The organism is Neptuniibacter marinus (genome assembly GCF_001597725.1).
Lineage (GTDB): Bacteria > Pseudomonadota > Gammaproteobacteria > Pseudomonadales > Balneatricaceae > Neptuniibacter > Neptuniibacter marinus.
In genome coordinates this window covers 247464-263289 of sequence record NZ_LUTR01000002.1, presented here as the reverse complement: position 1 = coordinate 263289, position 15826 = coordinate 247464, and the positions used below count along the sequence as shown (strand labels likewise).

Here is a 15826-nt window from a genome sequence, read left to right as displayed (position 1 = left end):
TCAGCCATAAAAAAAGGGATGCAAAGCATCCCTTTTTTATGTGTGCTATTTAATAGCTAAGCTTTTTCCTGTTCCGGCATAGGCAGTTCAGGCAGTCCCGATGCAACTAGATTAAGGTTCTGTTGTAATAGGGCTTGGGCACGTTCTCCATCACCTAAATGACGTAGTAGACGAGCTAATTCAGCTAAAGTTTCTGAGCTAGGGTTAAGTTCTAGACTGTGTTCAAAATACTTAACTGCTTGCCCCCAATGTTGATTCCGCATAGACAGTCGCCCTAAGGTTAGTTGTAAGCTTGGACTATCATCATGGGATTTTAGCCAGCCACGTGCGGTATCTAATTGTTTCTTCGCGTTTTCACCGCTGAGGCGTCCATAAAGGTTTACTAATTGTTCATTCCAGTTACGCTTAATAAGATCTCTAAGGTTCTGCTCAGCACGTCCTTCTGCGCCAAGAGAGACAAGTAGTTCTGTGTAGCGTTGGACTAAATCCTCATCCCGTGAAAGCTCACTGGGAAGGTCGCTCCATGCTTTCCCTAATGCTCTAAGACGATCTTCATTGCTCGTTTCAATAGGGAGCTTGCTGATGCTCTCATTTAGTAACTGGCTATAGCACTCACGGCTAAGCTGAGTGAGCTCTTCATCTTTTAATGCTTGGTGCTTGCGTAATACAGGAATGAACTTAGATAGTGCCTGCCAATCATTTAGGCGCAGATAGATATCTTTTAGAAGCTTCATTATATAAGTATTCTTCGGCGCTAAAGTACGCAAGCGTAGCAGAGTGGCTAAGCAGGGCTCTAGCTGGCCGCGTGATAGCTGTATCTCTGCTTGGGATATAGCAACAGTCACTTCGGCTTCGGGCGTTGAGTTGCGTGCTTTTTGTAGCAGCTCGTCCGTTGCCTGTTCATTATTTTGCTCATGGGCCGCACGTGCAGCAGCTAAGTAGTTAACCAGCGGAAGGTCTGACCGTTCTGCGGCTTGTGCCAACTGTTTCTGGGCTTGAGCCCAATTCCCTTCAGATAAAGAAGTTAGTCCCTTCAGGGTTTTTCGGCGGCTAATTAGGTGGTTGCGATGATCTTTCCACGCTTTTAGTTTAGTTGTAGGTAATTTTGTATGGGTTAATACATTGATTATCCAATGCAAGAGGATAAAGGTGATTAGTAGGGCTACCAGCAGCACCCATAAGCTGGTTTCTATGGTGGTCTGATTATAGGCGATCAAGACGTAACCGGAGTCCTGAATCATCAGTTCTCCGACAAAGGCGCCGGCCCCTAAAATAACTAATAGAATAAGGAACAAAATCTTCATTAGGATGCTCCCTGTTCCTTCAGTTTAGCCATCTGGGTTAAGTAGCCTTTAAGTGTGCGTAGCGAGCCTGAGATGTCAGGCATCTCTGCGGTAACTTTGACGCTTTGTAGCTCAGTAATGTTATTCAGAAGGCTTTGGGTTGTGCTGTCTTTCGCTTCAAAATAGGTAGAGATCCAATCTTGTGCTTTTGTTAAGCTCGCGTCATAAGAGGCTTGTTTACGTTGCAGTAATGCGAGTTGTGCCTGTTCCAGCATTAGATGCAGGTTTTGTTGCAGATAGTAGGATTGCTCAGGTGAGAGTAGTGGCTCAATTGGCTCGTCCCTATGTTGAATCACAACCAACTTATCAAGTTTATCGACAGCTTTACCCCATGATGCTTCTAGGCCAGCCGTCCAAGATTCAGAGACTGAATCGGGTGTTACTTCTTCCAGTAGGTCCGGTAGCTTGCGCTGCTCGGAAATGGGAATTAAGCGTAGGTTGGGCACTTGCTGGTTAAGGGCATCTAATTTTAAAAATACCCCTTCAGTATCCAGTGCGGGTACGGCTTCTAAAGCGGCGATATCAGAGGCGAGGGCTTTGCGAACTTCATAGATCGAAACGTCATCCGTCTCCTTGAGTATTTTATCCGCAGATTTTAAAAGTTTGATAGCGCCATCAGCCGTTTGTTCCATCAAGACGCGCTGGTTCGCTAAGCGTAAAAGGTATTCCACTTCGGCAAGTAACCAATCTTTACGGGAGGTGCTTTGTGTTGCAGTAACTTGCTGGATGCTTTTCGTTAAGCGGGCTTGAAGCTCATCAATATTATTCTTGTCTGCTTGGCTCTGTGCTTGTAACTGGCCAAGTTTTTGATTCATGCTGGCAAGAGATTGATCGATTGAACCTTGTGCAGCACTGAGTGAAGCGCTTACTTGGGCTTGAATAGCAGCGTTATTTTGTTCAACGTTGTTCGTTTGTTGAAGGGATAACCAGTAAAGATAGCCTGCGGCCCCGAGAGCAATAATCGATAGAGGAAGAGCTAATTTACCCGGCCATGTCGCTCGCTGTTTCTCTTTTTTTGTGTGCTTTTCGGCGGCTTCATTAGCTGCAGCTGTTTTGTTTGCTTCGGCACTTTTGACGGCTTCATCGATCGCCTCTTTGATTTCAGCGTCTTCAGCAGAAGGAGTCGTTTTGACTGGGTCCTTTGATTTTGCTGCTACAACCTCTTCGGTTGTATCCTTTGTTGTCTCTTTAGCCGCCTCGTCTAACATTTCAGGTGTGCTAGTTTCTGGCGCTTCAGTGCTCTCTTCCTGTGGCGTTTTCTTCTTGTCGCTCATCTGTCGATTTCCGCAAAAGTCAATTACTGCAGCAAGGTGGTGATCATTGATTGATCATCAGGGCCTGCTGCTGTGGTTATTCTTGTGAATCCTGCTGATTCAGCGTCGTGCTTAATACGTTCACTTGGCACTATAAGATGGCATTTTAATAGTGAATCAGTGCTGAATTGTTGTTGGCTTCCTTTACCTATGCTCATTAAGTTGTGTAGACCTTCTCCACTACTGATAAGAATGGCATCAAGCTCATTGTTATATAAGGCTTCAGCAACCTCGCCATCATTGTATGTTGGTTGTTCACGGCGGTAGAGTTCAGCATAGCTAACCTCGGCGCCTCGTGCACGTAGTTCTTCGGCCAATTTTTCGCGACCGCCTTCTCCACGCATGATAAGCACCTTCTCTCCGCGAATGTTGTTGAGTGCTGTAGAGGCTAGCAGTGTCTCTGAATCGTAGCCTAATGGGCTGTAATAGGCATCTATACCATAGTTGCTTAGGGCGTTAGCGCTTTGCTTGCCTATCGCTAACCATTTTATGCCGATCGGGAGCTGTGGCCAATACTGATCAATCCAATCATAGCCTTTATGTACTGCATTTGAGCTGATAAATATTAAATGCTGGAAGTGATCTAAATCCAATATTTGTTGTTTTAATGTATGGTAGTTAGTGTCAGATTCAGTGATCGGGCTAATCTTGAGCAGAGGAAAGGCAATAGGCTCCGCGCCATGGCTGCGGAGCGTTTGAATTAAATGTTGGGCCTGATGTTGTGGTCGAGTAACGAGTACTCTCAAGCCAGTTAGATGCTCTTTTTGCATAGCTTAAGTATTGGAAGCGTTATAAACGGCGTCTAGAATTTCTTTAGCGCCTGCGGTTAATAAGCGCTCGGCGACTGCGATACCCATCGCTTCAGCGTCTTCCGGTTTACCTGTTTCTTCCTCTCTGAGAATCAGAGTGCCGTCAGGCTTTGCCACTAAACCACGTAAATAAAGCTCGCTGTTATCATCATTAAGCGTGGCATAGCAGGCGATGGGCACTTGGCAACCACCCTCTAAACGACGATTCATAGCGCGCTCAGCGGTTACTCTCCATGTGGTTTCTTGATCGTGTAGAGCTTGAAGTAGCTGTATTAGCTCGGCATCATCTGTGCGGCATTCAATACCTACAGCGCCTTGTCCGCCAGCGGGGAGGCTTACGTCGACAGAAATTTCCGAGCGGATACGTTCTGGCATTTTTAAGCGCAGAAGTCCTGCGGTCGCCAGAATGATTGCATCATACTCTCCGTCATCTAACTTACGTAAGCGGGTATTCACATTGCCGCGTAGCCAGTTGACCTTAAGGTCGGGACGTCTTTCCCGGATCTGTGCTTCGCGTCTAAGAGAGGAGGTGCCAACGATAGCGCCTTCAGGAAGTTCGTCAATGCTGTTGTAGTTATTAGATACAAAGGCATCGGTAGGGCGTTCGCGTGGGCATATAACGGCCAAACCTAAGCCCTGAGGGAACTCCATAGGCACATCTTTCATGGAGTGAACAGCGATATCCGCCTCGCCTGCAAGCATAGACTCTTCTAACTCTTTAACAAAAAGGCCTTTGCCGCCTACCTTTGCTAATGGGGCATCAAGTATTTTATCGCCTTTAGAGACGATGCCGAGAATTTCAACATTGATGCTAGCATGGTGGCGTTCAAGTTCAGCTTTAACATACTCCGCCTGCCAAAGGGCAAGAGGGCTTTTTCGGGTCGCGATACGGATTGTTCTGCTCATAAAAGTTGTCTCTAGTACGACATTTGGAATATTTATGGCCAATTGTATCAGATTGCCGTGCTTGATATAGCCGCGTGAAGTCAAAGGGCGTGATATAATGTTGCGCAAATTTACAGAGTTGGCCTGAATTAGGTTGCAGCATAAACTGAGTTAGTAGAGGTTTTCCCATGAGTGATAAAACCAACCAGCAGTGGGGTGGTCGTTTTAATGAGCCAACTGATGCGTTTGTAGCACGTTTTACAGCATCGGTAGAGTTTGATCAGCGCATGTATCTGCAGGATATTCGCGGTTCTATCGCCCATGCAAAAATGCTGACCCAAGCGGGCGTGTTAACAGAGCAAGAGCGTGATGACATTATTCGCGGTTTAGGTGAAATTCGCGTTGAGATTGAGCGGGGTGAGTTTGAGTGGTCTATTGCGCTGGAAGATGTGCATATGAACATAGAAGCTGCTCTGACTGCTAAAATCGGTATTACAGGTAAAAAGCTACATACGGGCCGTTCGCGTAATGATCAGGTGGCTACAGATATTCGTCTTTATCTACGTGATGAGATCGATCTTATCTTGCTGGAGATTACGCGTTTACAGCAAGGCTTGTTGACCTTGGCTGAAGGCGAAGCTGACACCATTATGCCTGGTTTTACGCACTTGCAGACGGCTCAGCCGGTCACCTTTGGTCATCACCTGTTGGCATGGTTTGAAATGCTAAGCCGTGATTACAGTCGTTTTGTTGATTGCCGTGAGCGTGTCAATATTATGCCTTTAGGCGCTGCTGCGTTAGCGGGCACTACTTACCCTATTCAGCGTGATTTAACTTGTGAGCTACTTGGCTTTAGTGCACCGGCTGAAAACTCTTTAGATGCTGTATCCGATCGTGACTTTGCGATTGAATTTTGTGCCGCTTCTAGTGTGCTGTTGATGCATATGACACGTATGTCTGAAGAGTTAGTTTTATGGACATCGGCGCAGTTTAACTTCATTAACTTGCCGGATCGTTTCTGCACGGGTTCTTCTATTATGCCGCAGAAGAAAAATCCTGATGTACCTGAGTTAGTACGTGGTAAAAGTGGTCGAGTTTATGGCCATTTAATGAGTTTGTTAACTTTAATGAAGTCTCAGCCGCTGGCGTACAATAAAGATAATCAAGAAGATAAAGAACCTCTGTTTGATACTATAGATACAGTTAAAGGTTGTTTGCGTTCGTTTGCTGATATGGTGCCAGCATTAGAATCGAAGAAAGAAAGTATGAGGGAAGCCGCACTCCGTGGTTTTTCTACAGCCACTGATTTAGCTGACTACCTTGTTCGTAAAGGTATGCCGTTCCGTGATGCCCATGAGGTTGTGGGTAAATCTGTTGCTTATGGTATTGAGCAGAACAAAGATCTAGGTGAAATGAGCTTAGAAGAGTTAGTACAGTTCTCTGACACCATCGAGCAAGATGTTTTTGATGTGTTGAGTCTAGAAGGTTCTGTTGCAGCTCGTGACCATATTGGTGGCACGGCTCCTGACCAAGTTCGTGCGGCGGTTAAGCGTGGCCAGGCTAAGTTGGATCAGCGCAGTTAAGCTTTTGTAATATAGTTCGTGACTAAAAACGCACCTTAATTACTAGGTGCGTTTTTGGTTTAGCTTTTAGTGCTTAAGATCTTATCTGCGCTGGAGGCATTCTGTTTCTAGTTAATGCTTTATTTGTTAAAGACAATATCGACCATTAAGTCGTTAGCAATGTTTTCAATAGATGTTTGAAGCTCATCAAGATCTAAGTCTGTGCTTGCTAATAGTTCTGCTTCTGCTTTAAAGAGTAGTTCAGCAGACATTGAGCCGGATACGAGTTCGGTAGTGAGGCGTTCAACGTTGACATGGTGTTTTGCTAACACGCTGGATATATCACGTACGATACCGGGTTTATCGTGGCCGACTAATTCTAAGGTGAAGTGTTGGGTGAGAGAGTTATTCTCTGGGCTGTCAGAGCGCTCAACGGTGACTTTAAGGCCTTGAGACTCTAATGCTGATAATGCGTTGATTAATTGCTCTGCGTGCTTTTCTGGGACTTCAGTAATTAAAATGCCCGCAAATTTACCCGCCAAACGAGACATACCAGATTCTAGCCAGTTTCCGCTATTATTCGCGATGGTTTGTGCTAGCATTTCGACCAGCCCGGGCTTATCTGGGCCGATGACTGTTAATACAAGAGATGTCATCATAATTCTGCTCCACTCTATTACACCATTATTTATTTTGAAAAGTACTATACCACTATGCTTGAAATAATAAGTGCTTTATGGCCTGTATTTGCGTTGATTTTATTGGGGTATGCTGCCAAAAAGGCGCAATTTCCAGGGGAGGGCTTTTGGCGACAGGCCGAAAAAGCGACCTATTTTATTCTTTTCCCTACATTGTTAGTAACGCGGTTATCAACAACGGATATGTCGGTGGTGGACTTAGGTGCTGTTGGTCTAACTATATTATTGATGGTGTTGATCGCGAGTGCGTTGGCATTTTTAGTCAGGCTTTTTACTCAGTTTGATGCGGCTGGTTTCACTTCTCTTTATCAAGGCTCTGTCCGGTTCAATGTTTATGTAGGTTTAGCCGCCTCTGCAACACTTTATGGGAGCTTAGGTCTTGCTGTAGGTGCGGTAGTGATGGCGATTATGATTCCGTTATTGAACCTTTGTTGTGTGTTGGTTTTCTCCGCTTTTACACATAAGAGTGGCAATATCAGCTCTATTCTTCTTGCTATAATTAAGAACCCCCTAATCATCAGTAGCTTGTTAGGATTGTTGCTTAACCAGACAGGGTTAGGTTTCCCTCTTATTTTAGAACCTGTAGCTGAATTGTTGAGCCGGATGGCCTTGCCTTTAGGTTTGTTATCCGTTGGTGCTGGATTGAGTTTTAGAGTACTGGTTAAAAGCGGTAAAGAGATCGCTTGGGCGTCTATTATCAAGTTAGGCTTCATGCCCTTAATTGCATTCGCGTTGTGTTTTGTTGTGGCTTTAGAGCTGGAGAGTGCGGAAATTATTTGGTTGTACGCTGCGCTACCAACAGCGACTTCGTCTTATATTTTGGCGCGCCAGTTAGGCGGTGATGCACCGATGATGGCCGCTATTATTACTGGGCAGACGTTAATTTCGATGATTTCTATACCATTTATGTTGATTTCCTTGTCTTTTTTGCAAAAAATCATTATAAATCAGTGAGTAATTGGAACTTTCTGTCTTTTTGGATTAAAGTTAAGATGTAACTTGCCGAAACGCTAATTTAAGTGATATTTCGCGAATAGTTGCAAAATATTTGAAATGTGAAAGACTACGCGCCAGTCATAATATAAACGGGCGTTTATTTTATGCACGCTAAACATTGATAGGCAGAGTAATGAAAAAAGGTCCAGATCTCGTATTAATATTAGTTGTTGTGTTTGTGCTAGGGTCAGTTATGACCGGTGTATCACATGCTGATTTCGAGCTCGCGTCATTATTTGAGCAAGTATTTAATAGCTAATAACCTATTATGGGTAGCTGTTAGTATCTGTGATAATTGAGGACAAAGGGATATCCCAGTTTTCCGTGGGTAGCTCTTTCACTTTCTGAATTTCATGAGCCAGTCCTATTAGTTTGGGACCTGCCAGTCCTTTTCTTAATGCCTTAAAGCTAAAAGTACGGTCATAATAGCCGCCGCCCATCCCCATCCGATTACCTTTTTCATCGAACGCTACCAGTGGTAGTAGAACTAAATCTAACGCCCAGGCAGCCCGTCTATGGTGAGGGATAAGTTTTGGTTCTTTTATGCCATAAATGTTTTTGATCATGTCTGTCTTTGCCGTGTAAGGCACAAACCATAATCTGTTATGTAAGACCGGATGTAATACAGGCAGATATACGCGTTTACCTAATTTCCAGCATAAGCGAATGAGAGACTCAGGATTGATTTCGCCATCATTAGGTAAATACATGGCAATATTTTTGGCGCGACGGAAATCAGTTCTATGGCGAATATTTGTTAGCAATAGCTGTGAGGCTTGTTGCTGTTGGCGGGGGGTGAGTGATCGCCTTAAGGTGCGAATATGCTGGCGAAGTTGTTTGCGGTTATTCATCACTAAATAAAGAAGATCCCCAAGGTGCCGACGTCGGTTATGGCCCTGAACCCGAAGGTTCAAGGAGGGGGTCGCTGAGCAACATTAGGCTTTCCGATAATCGGACATGCACACCAGAAACTACGAGCAACCTCCAAAAGTGTGGTTATCGGCTCGAGGGACGTAACTAACAACCGAACACCCCAGGGCATATGTCTATTATACGCCTTCTAGTTTGACTGTCAGGTCTTGTAATAAAATTAATTTGTGCTACATGCTTTGTAACGGTATGTATTTTAAGAAAATTTGCGAAATATGAAAAAAATTCAAGCGTGGTTGTGCTTTTTAAAGAGTTTCATCTATGTTTATGGATGCACTACTTTTTTGTAGCGCTGTATCAAGTTTGTTTCCTAAATGACGAAGTCGCCGCTCAACGTTACTATTGGTTTCTTGACGAGCTTGTAGCAGTTCGTGAGCAAGGTTTAAGGCTGCCATAACGGCGATACGTTCTAAACCGAGTACTTTTCCTGATTTGCGAATGTCTCGCATCTTTTCATTGAGCAGGTCGGCGGAGGCTAAAAGCTCAGCCTCTGCATCGGGTGGACAGTTAAAGCTAAACTCTTTGTCTAATAAGCTTATGGATACGGTTTGAGAATCTGCATGACTCATCTGTTTTGCTCCAGCGCTTTAAGTCGAACAATCATGGCTTTTATCTTGCTCTGTGTTTGTTCGTTGATTTGAATAAGTTGCGCGCGCTCCTCTTTAAGCGCTTTTTCGCGTTCACGAAGTTGAGAGTTTTCTTCCTCTAGTGCTGTATAGCGCTTAAGAATCTGGTCAATTTTTTGTTCTAGCGCGTCAAAATAATGCTCGGCCATGCAGAATCGAGACTCCTAACCTTTTTTAAAACCTGCTTTTGAGTTGTTAAATACTAACTTATTAAGAAGCGCAGGTTTATTCTTCTCTGCAGGACTATAATCAGCCCTTGCCAATGGGTCAATGACGCTGCACAGGATTCGCTTAAATGCTAGGATTAGCGTCATATTAAAATTGATGGACTTTATTCATGCCTTTAGAAAATATTCCTGTAGATCTGCCGGATTTTGAGCTGGTTGCTAATATGTTTGTTGAGGAAGGGGTGCGGGTCGTATCGCCTTCGGAGTTGCATGGTTTAATATCGGGGCATTTGGCAGCAGGTGCTAGATTAAAGCCTGAAGCATTGTTGCAGACAGCATGTGAGTTACTGGATATTGAGTCGTTATCTCAAGAAAGCAGTAAACTAATGATAGTGAATTTATATGAAGCTACGGCAGATGCCTTAGCAAGTTTGGATTTAGATTTTGAAATGTTACTTCCAGACGATGAAAATGAAATATCCCAACGTGCTGATGCTTTAGGTCGTTGGTGTCAGAGTTTTCTAGGTGGATTTGGTTTGTACGGTAAGCACACAGATGCTTCATTATCCACTGAGGCTAAAGAAACGTTGAATGATTTAGGGCAGATTGCTCAAGTCTCGATTGATGTTGAAGAGTTGGACGAGAATGAGTCTGATCTGATGGAAGTGCAGGAGTACGTCCGAATGGCTGTGCTTATGCTTTTCACTGAATGTAATCAAGCGGTTGAAAATAAAGAAAAAGCGTTCGCGCAAGTTCAGCCGGAAAATAACAGGTTGCATTAAATGAAAATTAGTTTGGAACAGTTTGCTAAGCGACGAGAGCAGCTGATGGATAAGATGCTACCAGGTAGCATCGCCATTATTCCTGCAGCGCAGATGAAGCAGCGAAATAGTGATGTTGAATATCCTTTTCGGCAGGATAGCCATTTTTATTACCTAACCGGTTTTAATGAGCCTGATGCCGTTTTGCTGTTAATTCCAGGGCGTGCCGCTGGTGAATCGGTCATGTTTTGTCGTGGGCGCGACAAGTTGATGGAAATTTGGAATGGTTATCGTGCTGGCCCTGAAGGGGTTGTGGCGGATTATAATATTGCTGAAGCACATACCATTGACGAGATCGACATGCTGTTGCCTGCGCTTCTTGATGGCATCTCACGTATCTATTACTCCATTGGTCGAGATGAGGATTTAGATCAGCAGGTTAGACACTGGTTAAACCTTATTCGTCGAAATGTACGTAAAGGCGCTGTAGCGCCGTCTGAATTAGTGATGATTGACCAGCTGTTAAATGAGATGCGGTTGATAAAAACTGATGCAGAGCAAGCTGTAATGCGTGAAGCGGGAGAGATCTCGGCTCAAGGGCATATTAAGGCGATGCAGATCTGTAAACCTGGGATGATGGAGTATCAGCTAGAGGCTGAAATTTTACATAGCTTCGCTATGCAAGGTTGTCGTCAGCCTGCTTACTCAACTATTGTGGGTGGCGGTATCAATGCGTGTGTGCTGCATTACATAGAGAATGATCAAGTTCTTAATGATGGCGACCTTGTTCTTATTGATGCAGGCTGCGAACTAGATTGTTATGCCGGTGATATTACGCGTACTTTTCCTGTAAATGGCTGTTTTAACGCAGAGCAAAAGGCGCTTTATCAGTTGGTTTTAGATACACAAAAAGCGTGTATAGATCTTGCGAAGCCGGGCACTCTTTGGGATGAGGTACATGAGAAATCGGTTCAGATTTTAACGCAGGGATTGATTGATCTCGGGCTATTAAAAGGTTCTTTAGAGGATGAGATAGACGGGGGCGGCTACCGAGATTTTTACATGCATCGTGTAGGGCATTGGTTAGGTATGGATGTCCATGATGTAGGGGATTACAAAGTCGATGACCAGTGGCGACTTCTGCAGCCGGGTATGGTGATGACCGTTGAGCCAGGTATCTATGTGGCGGCTGATAATGAGAAGGTTGAACCCCGTTGGCGCGGTATTGGGATACGTATTGAGGATGATGTGCTGATTACCGAACAAGGTTGCGAAATTTTAACGGCGTCAGTACCTAAAGAAATTGATGAAATTGAAGCGTTGATGGCCTCTGCATGAAGCAGCATTACGACATAGTGATAATTGGCGGCGGGATGGTGGGTGCTAGCTTAGCTTGCTCTCTACTGTCTGTTTCAGAGGAACTGGATCTCAATATAGCTGTTGTTGAGAGTACACCTTTGCCTGCAAAAGGTTCTCTCACTTATCAGCCTAGTTATGATGCAAGGTCTACAGCTTTGGCTTATGGCAGCCGTTCAATTTATGAGGCAATGGGTGTCTGGGATCGCTTAAAAAAGCATGTGTCGCCGATAAGTGATATCCATGTTTCAGATAAAGGCCATTTGGGTATTACTCGCTTGAATGCCCAGCAAGAGGGTGTGCCTGCATTAGGTTATGTTGTTGAAAACCAGTGGCTAGGCCATGTGCTGCTTGAGCATTTGCAGCAAGCGGATCAGCCTAACATTGATTTCATTTGCCCCGCTGAAGTGACTAATGTTCGCAGTGGCGCAGAAATAATGGGGGTCACTGTACTTTATCAAGAGCAGAGTATAGAGCTGAGTTGTGAATTGGTTGTAATGGCCGATGGTGGGCGTTCTTCCTTACGCGAGTCTATGGGGGTTAGTTATACTCAAAAGGCTTATGATCAGCATGCGATCGTCACCAATATTAGCGCCGATCAGCCCCACGGAGGTGTTGCTTATGAGCGTTTCACTGATAGTGGGCCGATGGCATTGTTGCCCTTGAATAATGATGACGGGGATAACCGCAGCGCATTAGTGTGGACTGTACCGGATGATATGCTTGAAGAGTTGCTTGGGTTAGATGACCAGAGCTTCATTGAGCGGTTACATGAGCGATTTGGTTACCGAGCTGGTAATTTTATTAAAGTCGGTCAGCGATCTTCCTATCCTTTGAAGTTGACCTTAGCGGATGAACAGGTAAGGCGAGGCCTCGTAGTATTAGGTAATGCTGCCCATGCACTGCATCCTATAGCAGGGCAAGGTTATAATCTCGCATTACGGGGTGTTGCTGCTTTGGCGGATAAATTAATTCAAGCTCGAAAAGGCAAACAGAACTTGGGTGATTTAGCGCTTTTGCAAACGTTTTATGAGCAACAACGATTAGATCAGACACGTACGGTAGTTTTTAGTGACCAAACGATGAAGCTGTTCTCTAATCATAACCCGTTGTTAGCGACCGGTAGGAGTGTAGCGCTCCAGCTGTTAGATATATGCCCCGCAGCAAAAACCTTATTTGCCCGCAGTGCGATGGGGCTTGATAGACCGGCTCCAAAGCTGAAATAGGAATATGTCGATGTCAGAACAGATTCAAGTGGATGTAGTGATTGTTGGAGCGGGCATGGTCGGTTTGACCTTGGCGGCGGGGCTTGCATCGAATGATCTGAATATTCTCATCCTTGAGCAACGCATAGATAGCTTGTTAGATATCGATGCAGTACTGCATGCGCAGACACAAGGTTTCGACCCAAGAGTGAGTGCCTTGACTTGCGCATCTCAGCAGATTTTGACCGCTGTAGGTGCCTGGCAATATATGCAAGATTGTCGTATCAGCCCCTATGAATTTATGGATGTATGGGATGGAGAAGGTACTGGGCATATACATTTTTCCGCTCAAGACCTGCATGAGCCTGTACTTGGACACATTGTCGAGAACCGTGTAACACTTGCTGCGCTCCATAAGGTTATAAAGCAAGCTAATAATATAGAGCTTGAACTGGGTGTCAGTGTTGTTGAACTTTCCAATAGTGAAGATGGTTGTCGAAGTATTAGTTTGGATGATGGGCGCGTTATTAAGGCTTCGCTGGTGGTTGCTGCTGATGGAGCGCTATCCAAAACACGTCAAATGGCTGGAATTCCTATGTGGGAGTGGGATTATGGCCATGATGCAATTGTGACTACAGTCAAAACAGAAAAGCAGCATGGCGAAACGGCTTGGCAACGTTTTACTGAGGATGGGCCTTTAGCCTTCTTGCCTTTAAGTAGTGATGATCGTGAAAATTACTGCTCTATTGTTTGGTCAACATCGCCTCTTCATGCAAAAACGCTGATGGCATTAGATGATAAAGATTTTTGTGTTGAGCTTGAACTGGCCTTTGAGCAGCGTTTAGGTCAGATTCTATCTGTGGATAAACGTTTTTCTTTTCCGTTAAAGCAGCGCCATGCTAAGCGCTATGTGGAACAAAATTTTGCGGCTATTGGTGACGCTGCACATACTATACATCCGTTAGCTGGGCAGGGCGTGAATTTAGGTTTAATGGATGCTGCTCAGCTGGTGGATACGTTGCTTGAGGCGAAAAATCGAGACGAGAGTATTGGAAGTGAAAACGTTCTAAAGCGTTTTCAGCGTGCGAGACGTACAGAAAATCTTCAAATGTCAGCTGCAATGGAGGGCTTTAAACGTTTGTTTGATAACAAGCAGCCTTTATTGCGATTGGCACGAAATATGGGGATGAATCTTCTAGATCAGTTGGCTCCTATAAAAAACCATATTGTTCAGGATGCTATGGGCTTATCTGGGAATTTACCTACACTGGCAAAACGGCCAATTAAAGAGTAAATGTATAGACTGTGAGATGGTTGTGAGGAGGTCTCTACTATAGTTGCAGAGATGTTTTTCGCCCAAAGATTGAACTAAAGCGTAAATCCCTATAAATTGTCATCCCTTTTTTGCTTTTTAAGCTCTGTTGATATCTATCTATGCTTAGAATGCAATAAATATCAAGAGCGGTATTGGTCATCCTTAGGTTATTAGGCGATTCGATTGATGTACCAAGCCCTTAATACAGACCCTTAATAAGAGTTATATAGAATGGGTAGTAAAACAGCGCTATATGCGAAGCATCAAGAGATGGGTGCTAAAATTGTTGATTTTGGTGGTTGGGATATGCCCATCCATTATGGTTCTCAGGTTGATGAACACCATCAGGTGAGAACAGCATCAGGTATGTTTGACGTTTCCCATATGACGGTTGTAGACGTTACCGGAACTGATGCTAAAGAATATTTGCGTTACCTACTTGCTAACGATGTTGTGAAACTACAGGAAAAAGGCAAAGCGCTATATAGCGGTATGTTAAATGATAATGGTGGTGTTATTGATGACCTTATTGTTTACCTTATGACTGAGCCGGGTGTTTCAGGAGAATGGTTCCGCATTGTTGTTAACTGTGCAACTCGAGAGAAAGATCTGCGTTGGATGGCTGATCATACAGTGGGATTCGATGATGTTGCGTTAACTGAGCAACCAGATCTTGCTATGATTGCCATTCAAGGCCCTAAAGCGATAGAGCTTAGTAAACAGACCGTAGGAGAATCGCGCGCTAAATTGATTGACCAATTGAGTGTGTTTCAGGGACTCGAATCTGAAGGCTGGTTTATCGCAAGAACCGGATACACGGGCGAAGATGGATTGGAAATCATGTTGCCAGAAGATGAAGCAGCCAAATTTTGGCAGGCGTTGTCGGATAATGGTGTAAAGCCTTGTGGTTTAGGTGCACGTGATACACTGCGTCTAGAAGCTGGCATGAATCTATATGGCTCAGATATGGATGAGACGATTTCTCCATTAGCGGCTAATATGGGTTGGACGATCGCGTGGGAACCTGAAAATCGCAAATTTATCGGTCGAGAAGCCCTCGAAGCACAAAAAGAGAGCGGCGTAACTGATAAGCTTGTTGGCTTAGTTATGGAGTCTAGAGGTGTATTGAGAGCCCATCAAAAAGTTATTGTTGATGGTGTAGGGGAAGGTGAGATTACAAGTGGTTCTTTCTCTCCGACCTTAGGTTTTTCTGTTGCTATGGCGCGAGTGCCAGCCGCAACAGGAGAACAGGCGGATGTGGAAATTCGTGGAAAACGGGTACCTGTTCGTGTGTTAAGACCATCATTTGTTCGAAACGGCAAGAAAGTTTTCGATTAAGAAATTAGATAAGAACTAAGACCTCAAGGGTAGGAAATAAACATGAGTAACATCCCATCTGAACTGAAATACGTTGCTAGTCATGAATGGATCCGCGTCGAAGGTGACGGTATCGTTACTATTGGTGTAACTGACCACGCTCAGGATTTGCTGGGTGATGTGGTTTTTGTTGAACTACCTGAGGTAGGCGCTGAGCTTGCGGGTGGTGATGAAGCGGGTGTTGTTGAGTCCGTTAAAGCGGCTTCTGATGTATATGCACCATTAAGCGGTGAAATTGTTGCTATCAATGAAGAGTTAGAAGACTCGCCAGAGCTTGTTAATTCCGATCCTTATGGTGATGGCTGGTTCTTTAAGATCAAGCTAAGCGATACTGAAGAATTAAATGATCTATTAGATGCGGAAGGTTATACAGGTCTTTGTGAATCAGAAGCCTAAGCGTATAGCCCTATAAGCCTATGGAGCCTTAGGTTCTGTACAAGTTAAATTATTGTCCCGGCTCTATGCCGGGATAATTGTTTATAA

At 44.4% G+C, this 15826-nt stretch carries 17 protein-coding genes and 1 other RNA gene; 9 read left to right on the top strand and 9 right to left on the bottom strand.

The genetic code is table 11. From position 1 onward, the window contains the following. Positions 1 to 56: 56 nt before the first annotated feature. From A3774_RS03190 to hemC, 4 genes are read right to left on the bottom strand one after another with little or no spacing between them, the layout of a single operon-like run. Positions 57 to 1304 (bottom strand): heme biosynthesis HemY N-terminal domain-containing protein, encoded by a 1248-nt coding sequence (locus A3774_RS03190; RefSeq protein ID WP_067862988.1) that lies wholly within the window; start codon positions 1302 to 1304, stop codon positions 57 to 59. Beyond that, a complete protein-coding gene (locus A3774_RS03185; RefSeq protein WP_067862985.1) occupies positions 1304 to 2617 on the bottom strand; it encodes a uroporphyrinogen-III C-methyltransferase in 1314 nt (437 codons plus the stop codon). The genes A3774_RS03190 and A3774_RS03185 overlap by 1 nt, the downstream gene beginning before the upstream one ends. A 23-nt stretch (positions 2618 to 2640) precedes the next feature. Next, positions 2641 to 3426, bottom strand: coding sequence for a uroporphyrinogen-III synthase (locus A3774_RS03180; protein WP_067862982.1), 786 nt, complete (start codon positions 3424 to 3426; stop codon positions 2641 to 2643). Positions 3427 to 3429: 3 nt separating this feature from the next. Beyond that, on the bottom strand, positions 3430 to 4371 hold the full coding sequence (gene hemC / locus A3774_RS03175) for a hydroxymethylbilane synthase (protein ID WP_067862979.1): 942 nt from the start codon (positions 4369 to 4371) through the stop codon (positions 3430 to 3432). A 167-nt stretch (positions 4372 to 4538) separates the two neighbouring features. Between hemC and argH the strand changes: the two genes are divergently transcribed. After that, the gene (gene argH, locus A3774_RS03170; protein ID WP_067862976.1) at positions 4539 to 5933 is read left to right on the top strand and encodes an argininosuccinate lyase; all 1395 of its coding nucleotides are present in this window, start codon (positions 4539 to 4541) and stop codon (positions 5931 to 5933) included. A gap of 119 nt (positions 5934 to 6052) precedes the next feature. Here argH and A3774_RS03165 read toward each other — a convergent pair whose 3' ends face one another. Continuing rightward, complete coding sequence (locus A3774_RS03165; RefSeq protein WP_197467998.1) at positions 6053 to 6571, bottom strand: glycine cleavage system protein R; 519 nt, start codon at positions 6569 to 6571, stop codon at positions 6053 to 6055. A gap of 54 nt (positions 6572 to 6625) precedes the next feature. Between A3774_RS03165 and A3774_RS03160 the strand changes: the two genes are divergently transcribed. Together A3774_RS03160 and A3774_RS17120 are read left to right on the top strand one after the other, a co-directional pair. Next, positions 6626 to 7564, top strand: coding sequence for an AEC family transporter (locus A3774_RS03160; RefSeq protein ID WP_067862973.1), 939 nt, complete (start codon positions 6626 to 6628; stop codon positions 7562 to 7564). Between the two features lie 175 nt (positions 7565 to 7739). Next, a complete protein-coding gene (locus A3774_RS17120) occupies positions 7740 to 7865 on the top strand; it encodes a hypothetical protein (RefSeq protein ID WP_269454593.1) in 126 nt (41 codons plus the stop codon). A 7-nt stretch (positions 7866 to 7872) separates the two neighbouring features. Here the strand turns inward: A3774_RS17120 and A3774_RS03155 are convergent, their stop codons facing one another. The 4 genes from A3774_RS03155 to A3774_RS03140 form a co-directional block, all read right to left on the bottom strand. Continuing rightward, the gene (locus A3774_RS03155) at positions 7873 to 8457 is read right to left on the bottom strand and encodes a 5-formyltetrahydrofolate cyclo-ligase (protein WP_067863326.1); all 585 of its coding nucleotides are present in this window, start codon (positions 8455 to 8457) and stop codon (positions 7873 to 7875) included. Positions 8458 to 8469: 12 nt separating this feature from the next. Then, positions 8470 to 8649, bottom strand: a non-coding RNA gene (gene ssrS, locus A3774_RS03150) — 6S RNA. A gap of 132 nt (positions 8650 to 8781) precedes the next feature. After that, positions 8782 to 9105, bottom strand: coding sequence for a cell division protein ZapA (locus tag A3774_RS03145; RefSeq protein WP_067862971.1), 324 nt, complete (start codon positions 9103 to 9105; stop codon positions 8782 to 8784). Further along, positions 9102 to 9311 carry a TIGR02449 family protein gene (locus tag A3774_RS03140; protein WP_067862969.1) on the bottom strand — a complete coding sequence of 70 codons (210 nt, stop codon included), beginning with the start codon at positions 9309 to 9311 and terminating at the stop codon, positions 9102 to 9104. The genes A3774_RS03145 and A3774_RS03140 overlap by 4 nt, the downstream gene beginning before the upstream one ends. Before the next feature lie 188 nt (positions 9312 to 9499). Here A3774_RS03140 and A3774_RS03135 point away from each other — a divergent pair, with 188 nt between their 5' ends. The 6 genes from A3774_RS03135 (at position 9500) to gcvH (ending at position 15739) form a co-directional block, all read left to right on the top strand. Then, complete coding sequence (locus A3774_RS03135) at positions 9500 to 10111, top strand: UPF0149 family protein (RefSeq protein WP_067862966.1); 612 nt, start codon at positions 9500 to 9502, stop codon at positions 10109 to 10111. Next, positions 10112 to 11428, top strand: coding sequence for a Xaa-Pro aminopeptidase (pepP, locus tag A3774_RS03130; RefSeq protein ID WP_067862963.1), 1317 nt, complete (start codon positions 10112 to 10114; stop codon positions 11426 to 11428). Next, the gene (gene ubiH / locus A3774_RS03125) at positions 11425 to 12672 is read left to right on the top strand and encodes a 2-octaprenyl-6-methoxyphenyl hydroxylase (protein WP_067862960.1); all 1248 of its coding nucleotides are present in this window, start codon (positions 11425 to 11427) and stop codon (positions 12670 to 12672) included. The genes pepP and ubiH overlap by 4 nt, the downstream gene beginning before the upstream one ends. A gap of 10 nt (positions 12673 to 12682) precedes the next feature. After that, positions 12683 to 13945: a UbiH/UbiF/VisC/COQ6 family ubiquinone biosynthesis hydroxylase gene (locus tag A3774_RS03120; RefSeq protein ID WP_067862956.1), complete on the top strand. Its 1263-nt coding sequence runs from the start codon at positions 12683 to 12685 to the stop codon at positions 13943 to 13945. Positions 13946 to 14197: 252 nt separating this feature from the next. Further along, positions 14198 to 15304, top strand: coding sequence for a glycine cleavage system aminomethyltransferase GcvT (gcvT, locus tag A3774_RS03115; protein ID WP_067862953.1), 1107 nt, complete (start codon positions 14198 to 14200; stop codon positions 15302 to 15304). Positions 15305 to 15346: 42 nt separating this feature from the next. Then, positions 15347 to 15739: a glycine cleavage system protein GcvH gene (gene gcvH / locus A3774_RS03110; protein WP_067862951.1), complete on the top strand. Its 393-nt coding sequence runs from the start codon at positions 15347 to 15349 to the stop codon at positions 15737 to 15739. The last annotated feature ends 87 nt before the right edge of the window (positions 15740 to 15826 follow it).

Excerpts from the sequence above, each read along its gene's own strand:
- A3774_RS03145 (WP_067862971.1), bottom strand. The coding sequence starts at position 9,105 with ATGAGTCATGCAGATTCTCAAACCGTATCCATAAGCTTATTAGACAAA.
- A3774_RS03165 (WP_197467998.1), bottom strand. The coding sequence starts at position 6,571 with ATGATGACATCTCTTGTATTAACAGTCATCGGCCCAGATAAGCCCGGG.
- A3774_RS03140 (WP_067862969.1), bottom strand. The coding sequence starts at position 9,311 with ATGGCCGAGCATTATTTTGACGCGCTAGAACAAAAAATTGACCAGATT.
- A3774_RS17120 (WP_269454593.1), top strand. The coding sequence starts at position 7,740 with ATGAAAAAAGGTCCAGATCTCGTATTAATATTAGTTGTTGTGTTTGTG.
- gcvH (WP_067862951.1), top strand. The coding sequence starts at position 15,347 with ATGAGTAACATCCCATCTGAACTGAAATACGTTGCTAGTCATGAATGG.
- A3774_RS03155 (WP_067863326.1), bottom strand. The coding sequence starts at position 8,457 with ATGAATAACCGCAAACAACTTCGCCAGCATATTCGCACCTTAAGGCGA.
- A3774_RS03180 (WP_067862982.1), bottom strand. The coding sequence starts at position 3,426 with ATGCAAAAAGAGCATCTAACTGGCTTGAGAGTACTCGTTACTCGACCA.
- pepP (WP_067862963.1), top strand. The coding sequence starts at position 10,112 with ATGAAAATTAGTTTGGAACAGTTTGCTAAGCGACGAGAGCAGCTGATG.
- A3774_RS03160 (WP_067862973.1), top strand. The coding sequence starts at position 6,626 with ATGCTTGAAATAATAAGTGCTTTATGGCCTGTATTTGCGTTGATTTTA.
- gcvT (WP_067862953.1), top strand. The coding sequence starts at position 14,198 with ATGGGTAGTAAAACAGCGCTATATGCGAAGCATCAAGAGATGGGTGCT.
- A3774_RS03185 (WP_067862985.1), bottom strand. The coding sequence starts at position 2,617 with ATGAGCGACAAGAAGAAAACGCCACAGGAAGAGAGCACTGAAGCGCCA.
- argH (WP_067862976.1), top strand. The coding sequence starts at position 4,539 with ATGAGTGATAAAACCAACCAGCAGTGGGGTGGTCGTTTTAATGAGCCA.
- ubiH (WP_067862960.1), top strand. The coding sequence starts at position 11,425 with ATGAAGCAGCATTACGACATAGTGATAATTGGCGGCGGGATGGTGGGT.
- A3774_RS03135 (WP_067862966.1), top strand. The coding sequence starts at position 9,500 with ATGCCTTTAGAAAATATTCCTGTAGATCTGCCGGATTTTGAGCTGGTT.
- A3774_RS03190 (WP_067862988.1), bottom strand. The coding sequence starts at position 1,304 with ATGAAGATTTTGTTCCTTATTCTATTAGTTATTTTAGGGGCCGGCGCC.
- hemC (WP_067862979.1), bottom strand. The coding sequence starts at position 4,371 with ATGAGCAGAACAATCCGTATCGCGACCCGAAAAAGCCCTCTTGCCCTT.
- A3774_RS03120 (WP_067862956.1), top strand. The coding sequence starts at position 12,683 with ATGTCAGAACAGATTCAAGTGGATGTAGTGATTGTTGGAGCGGGCATG.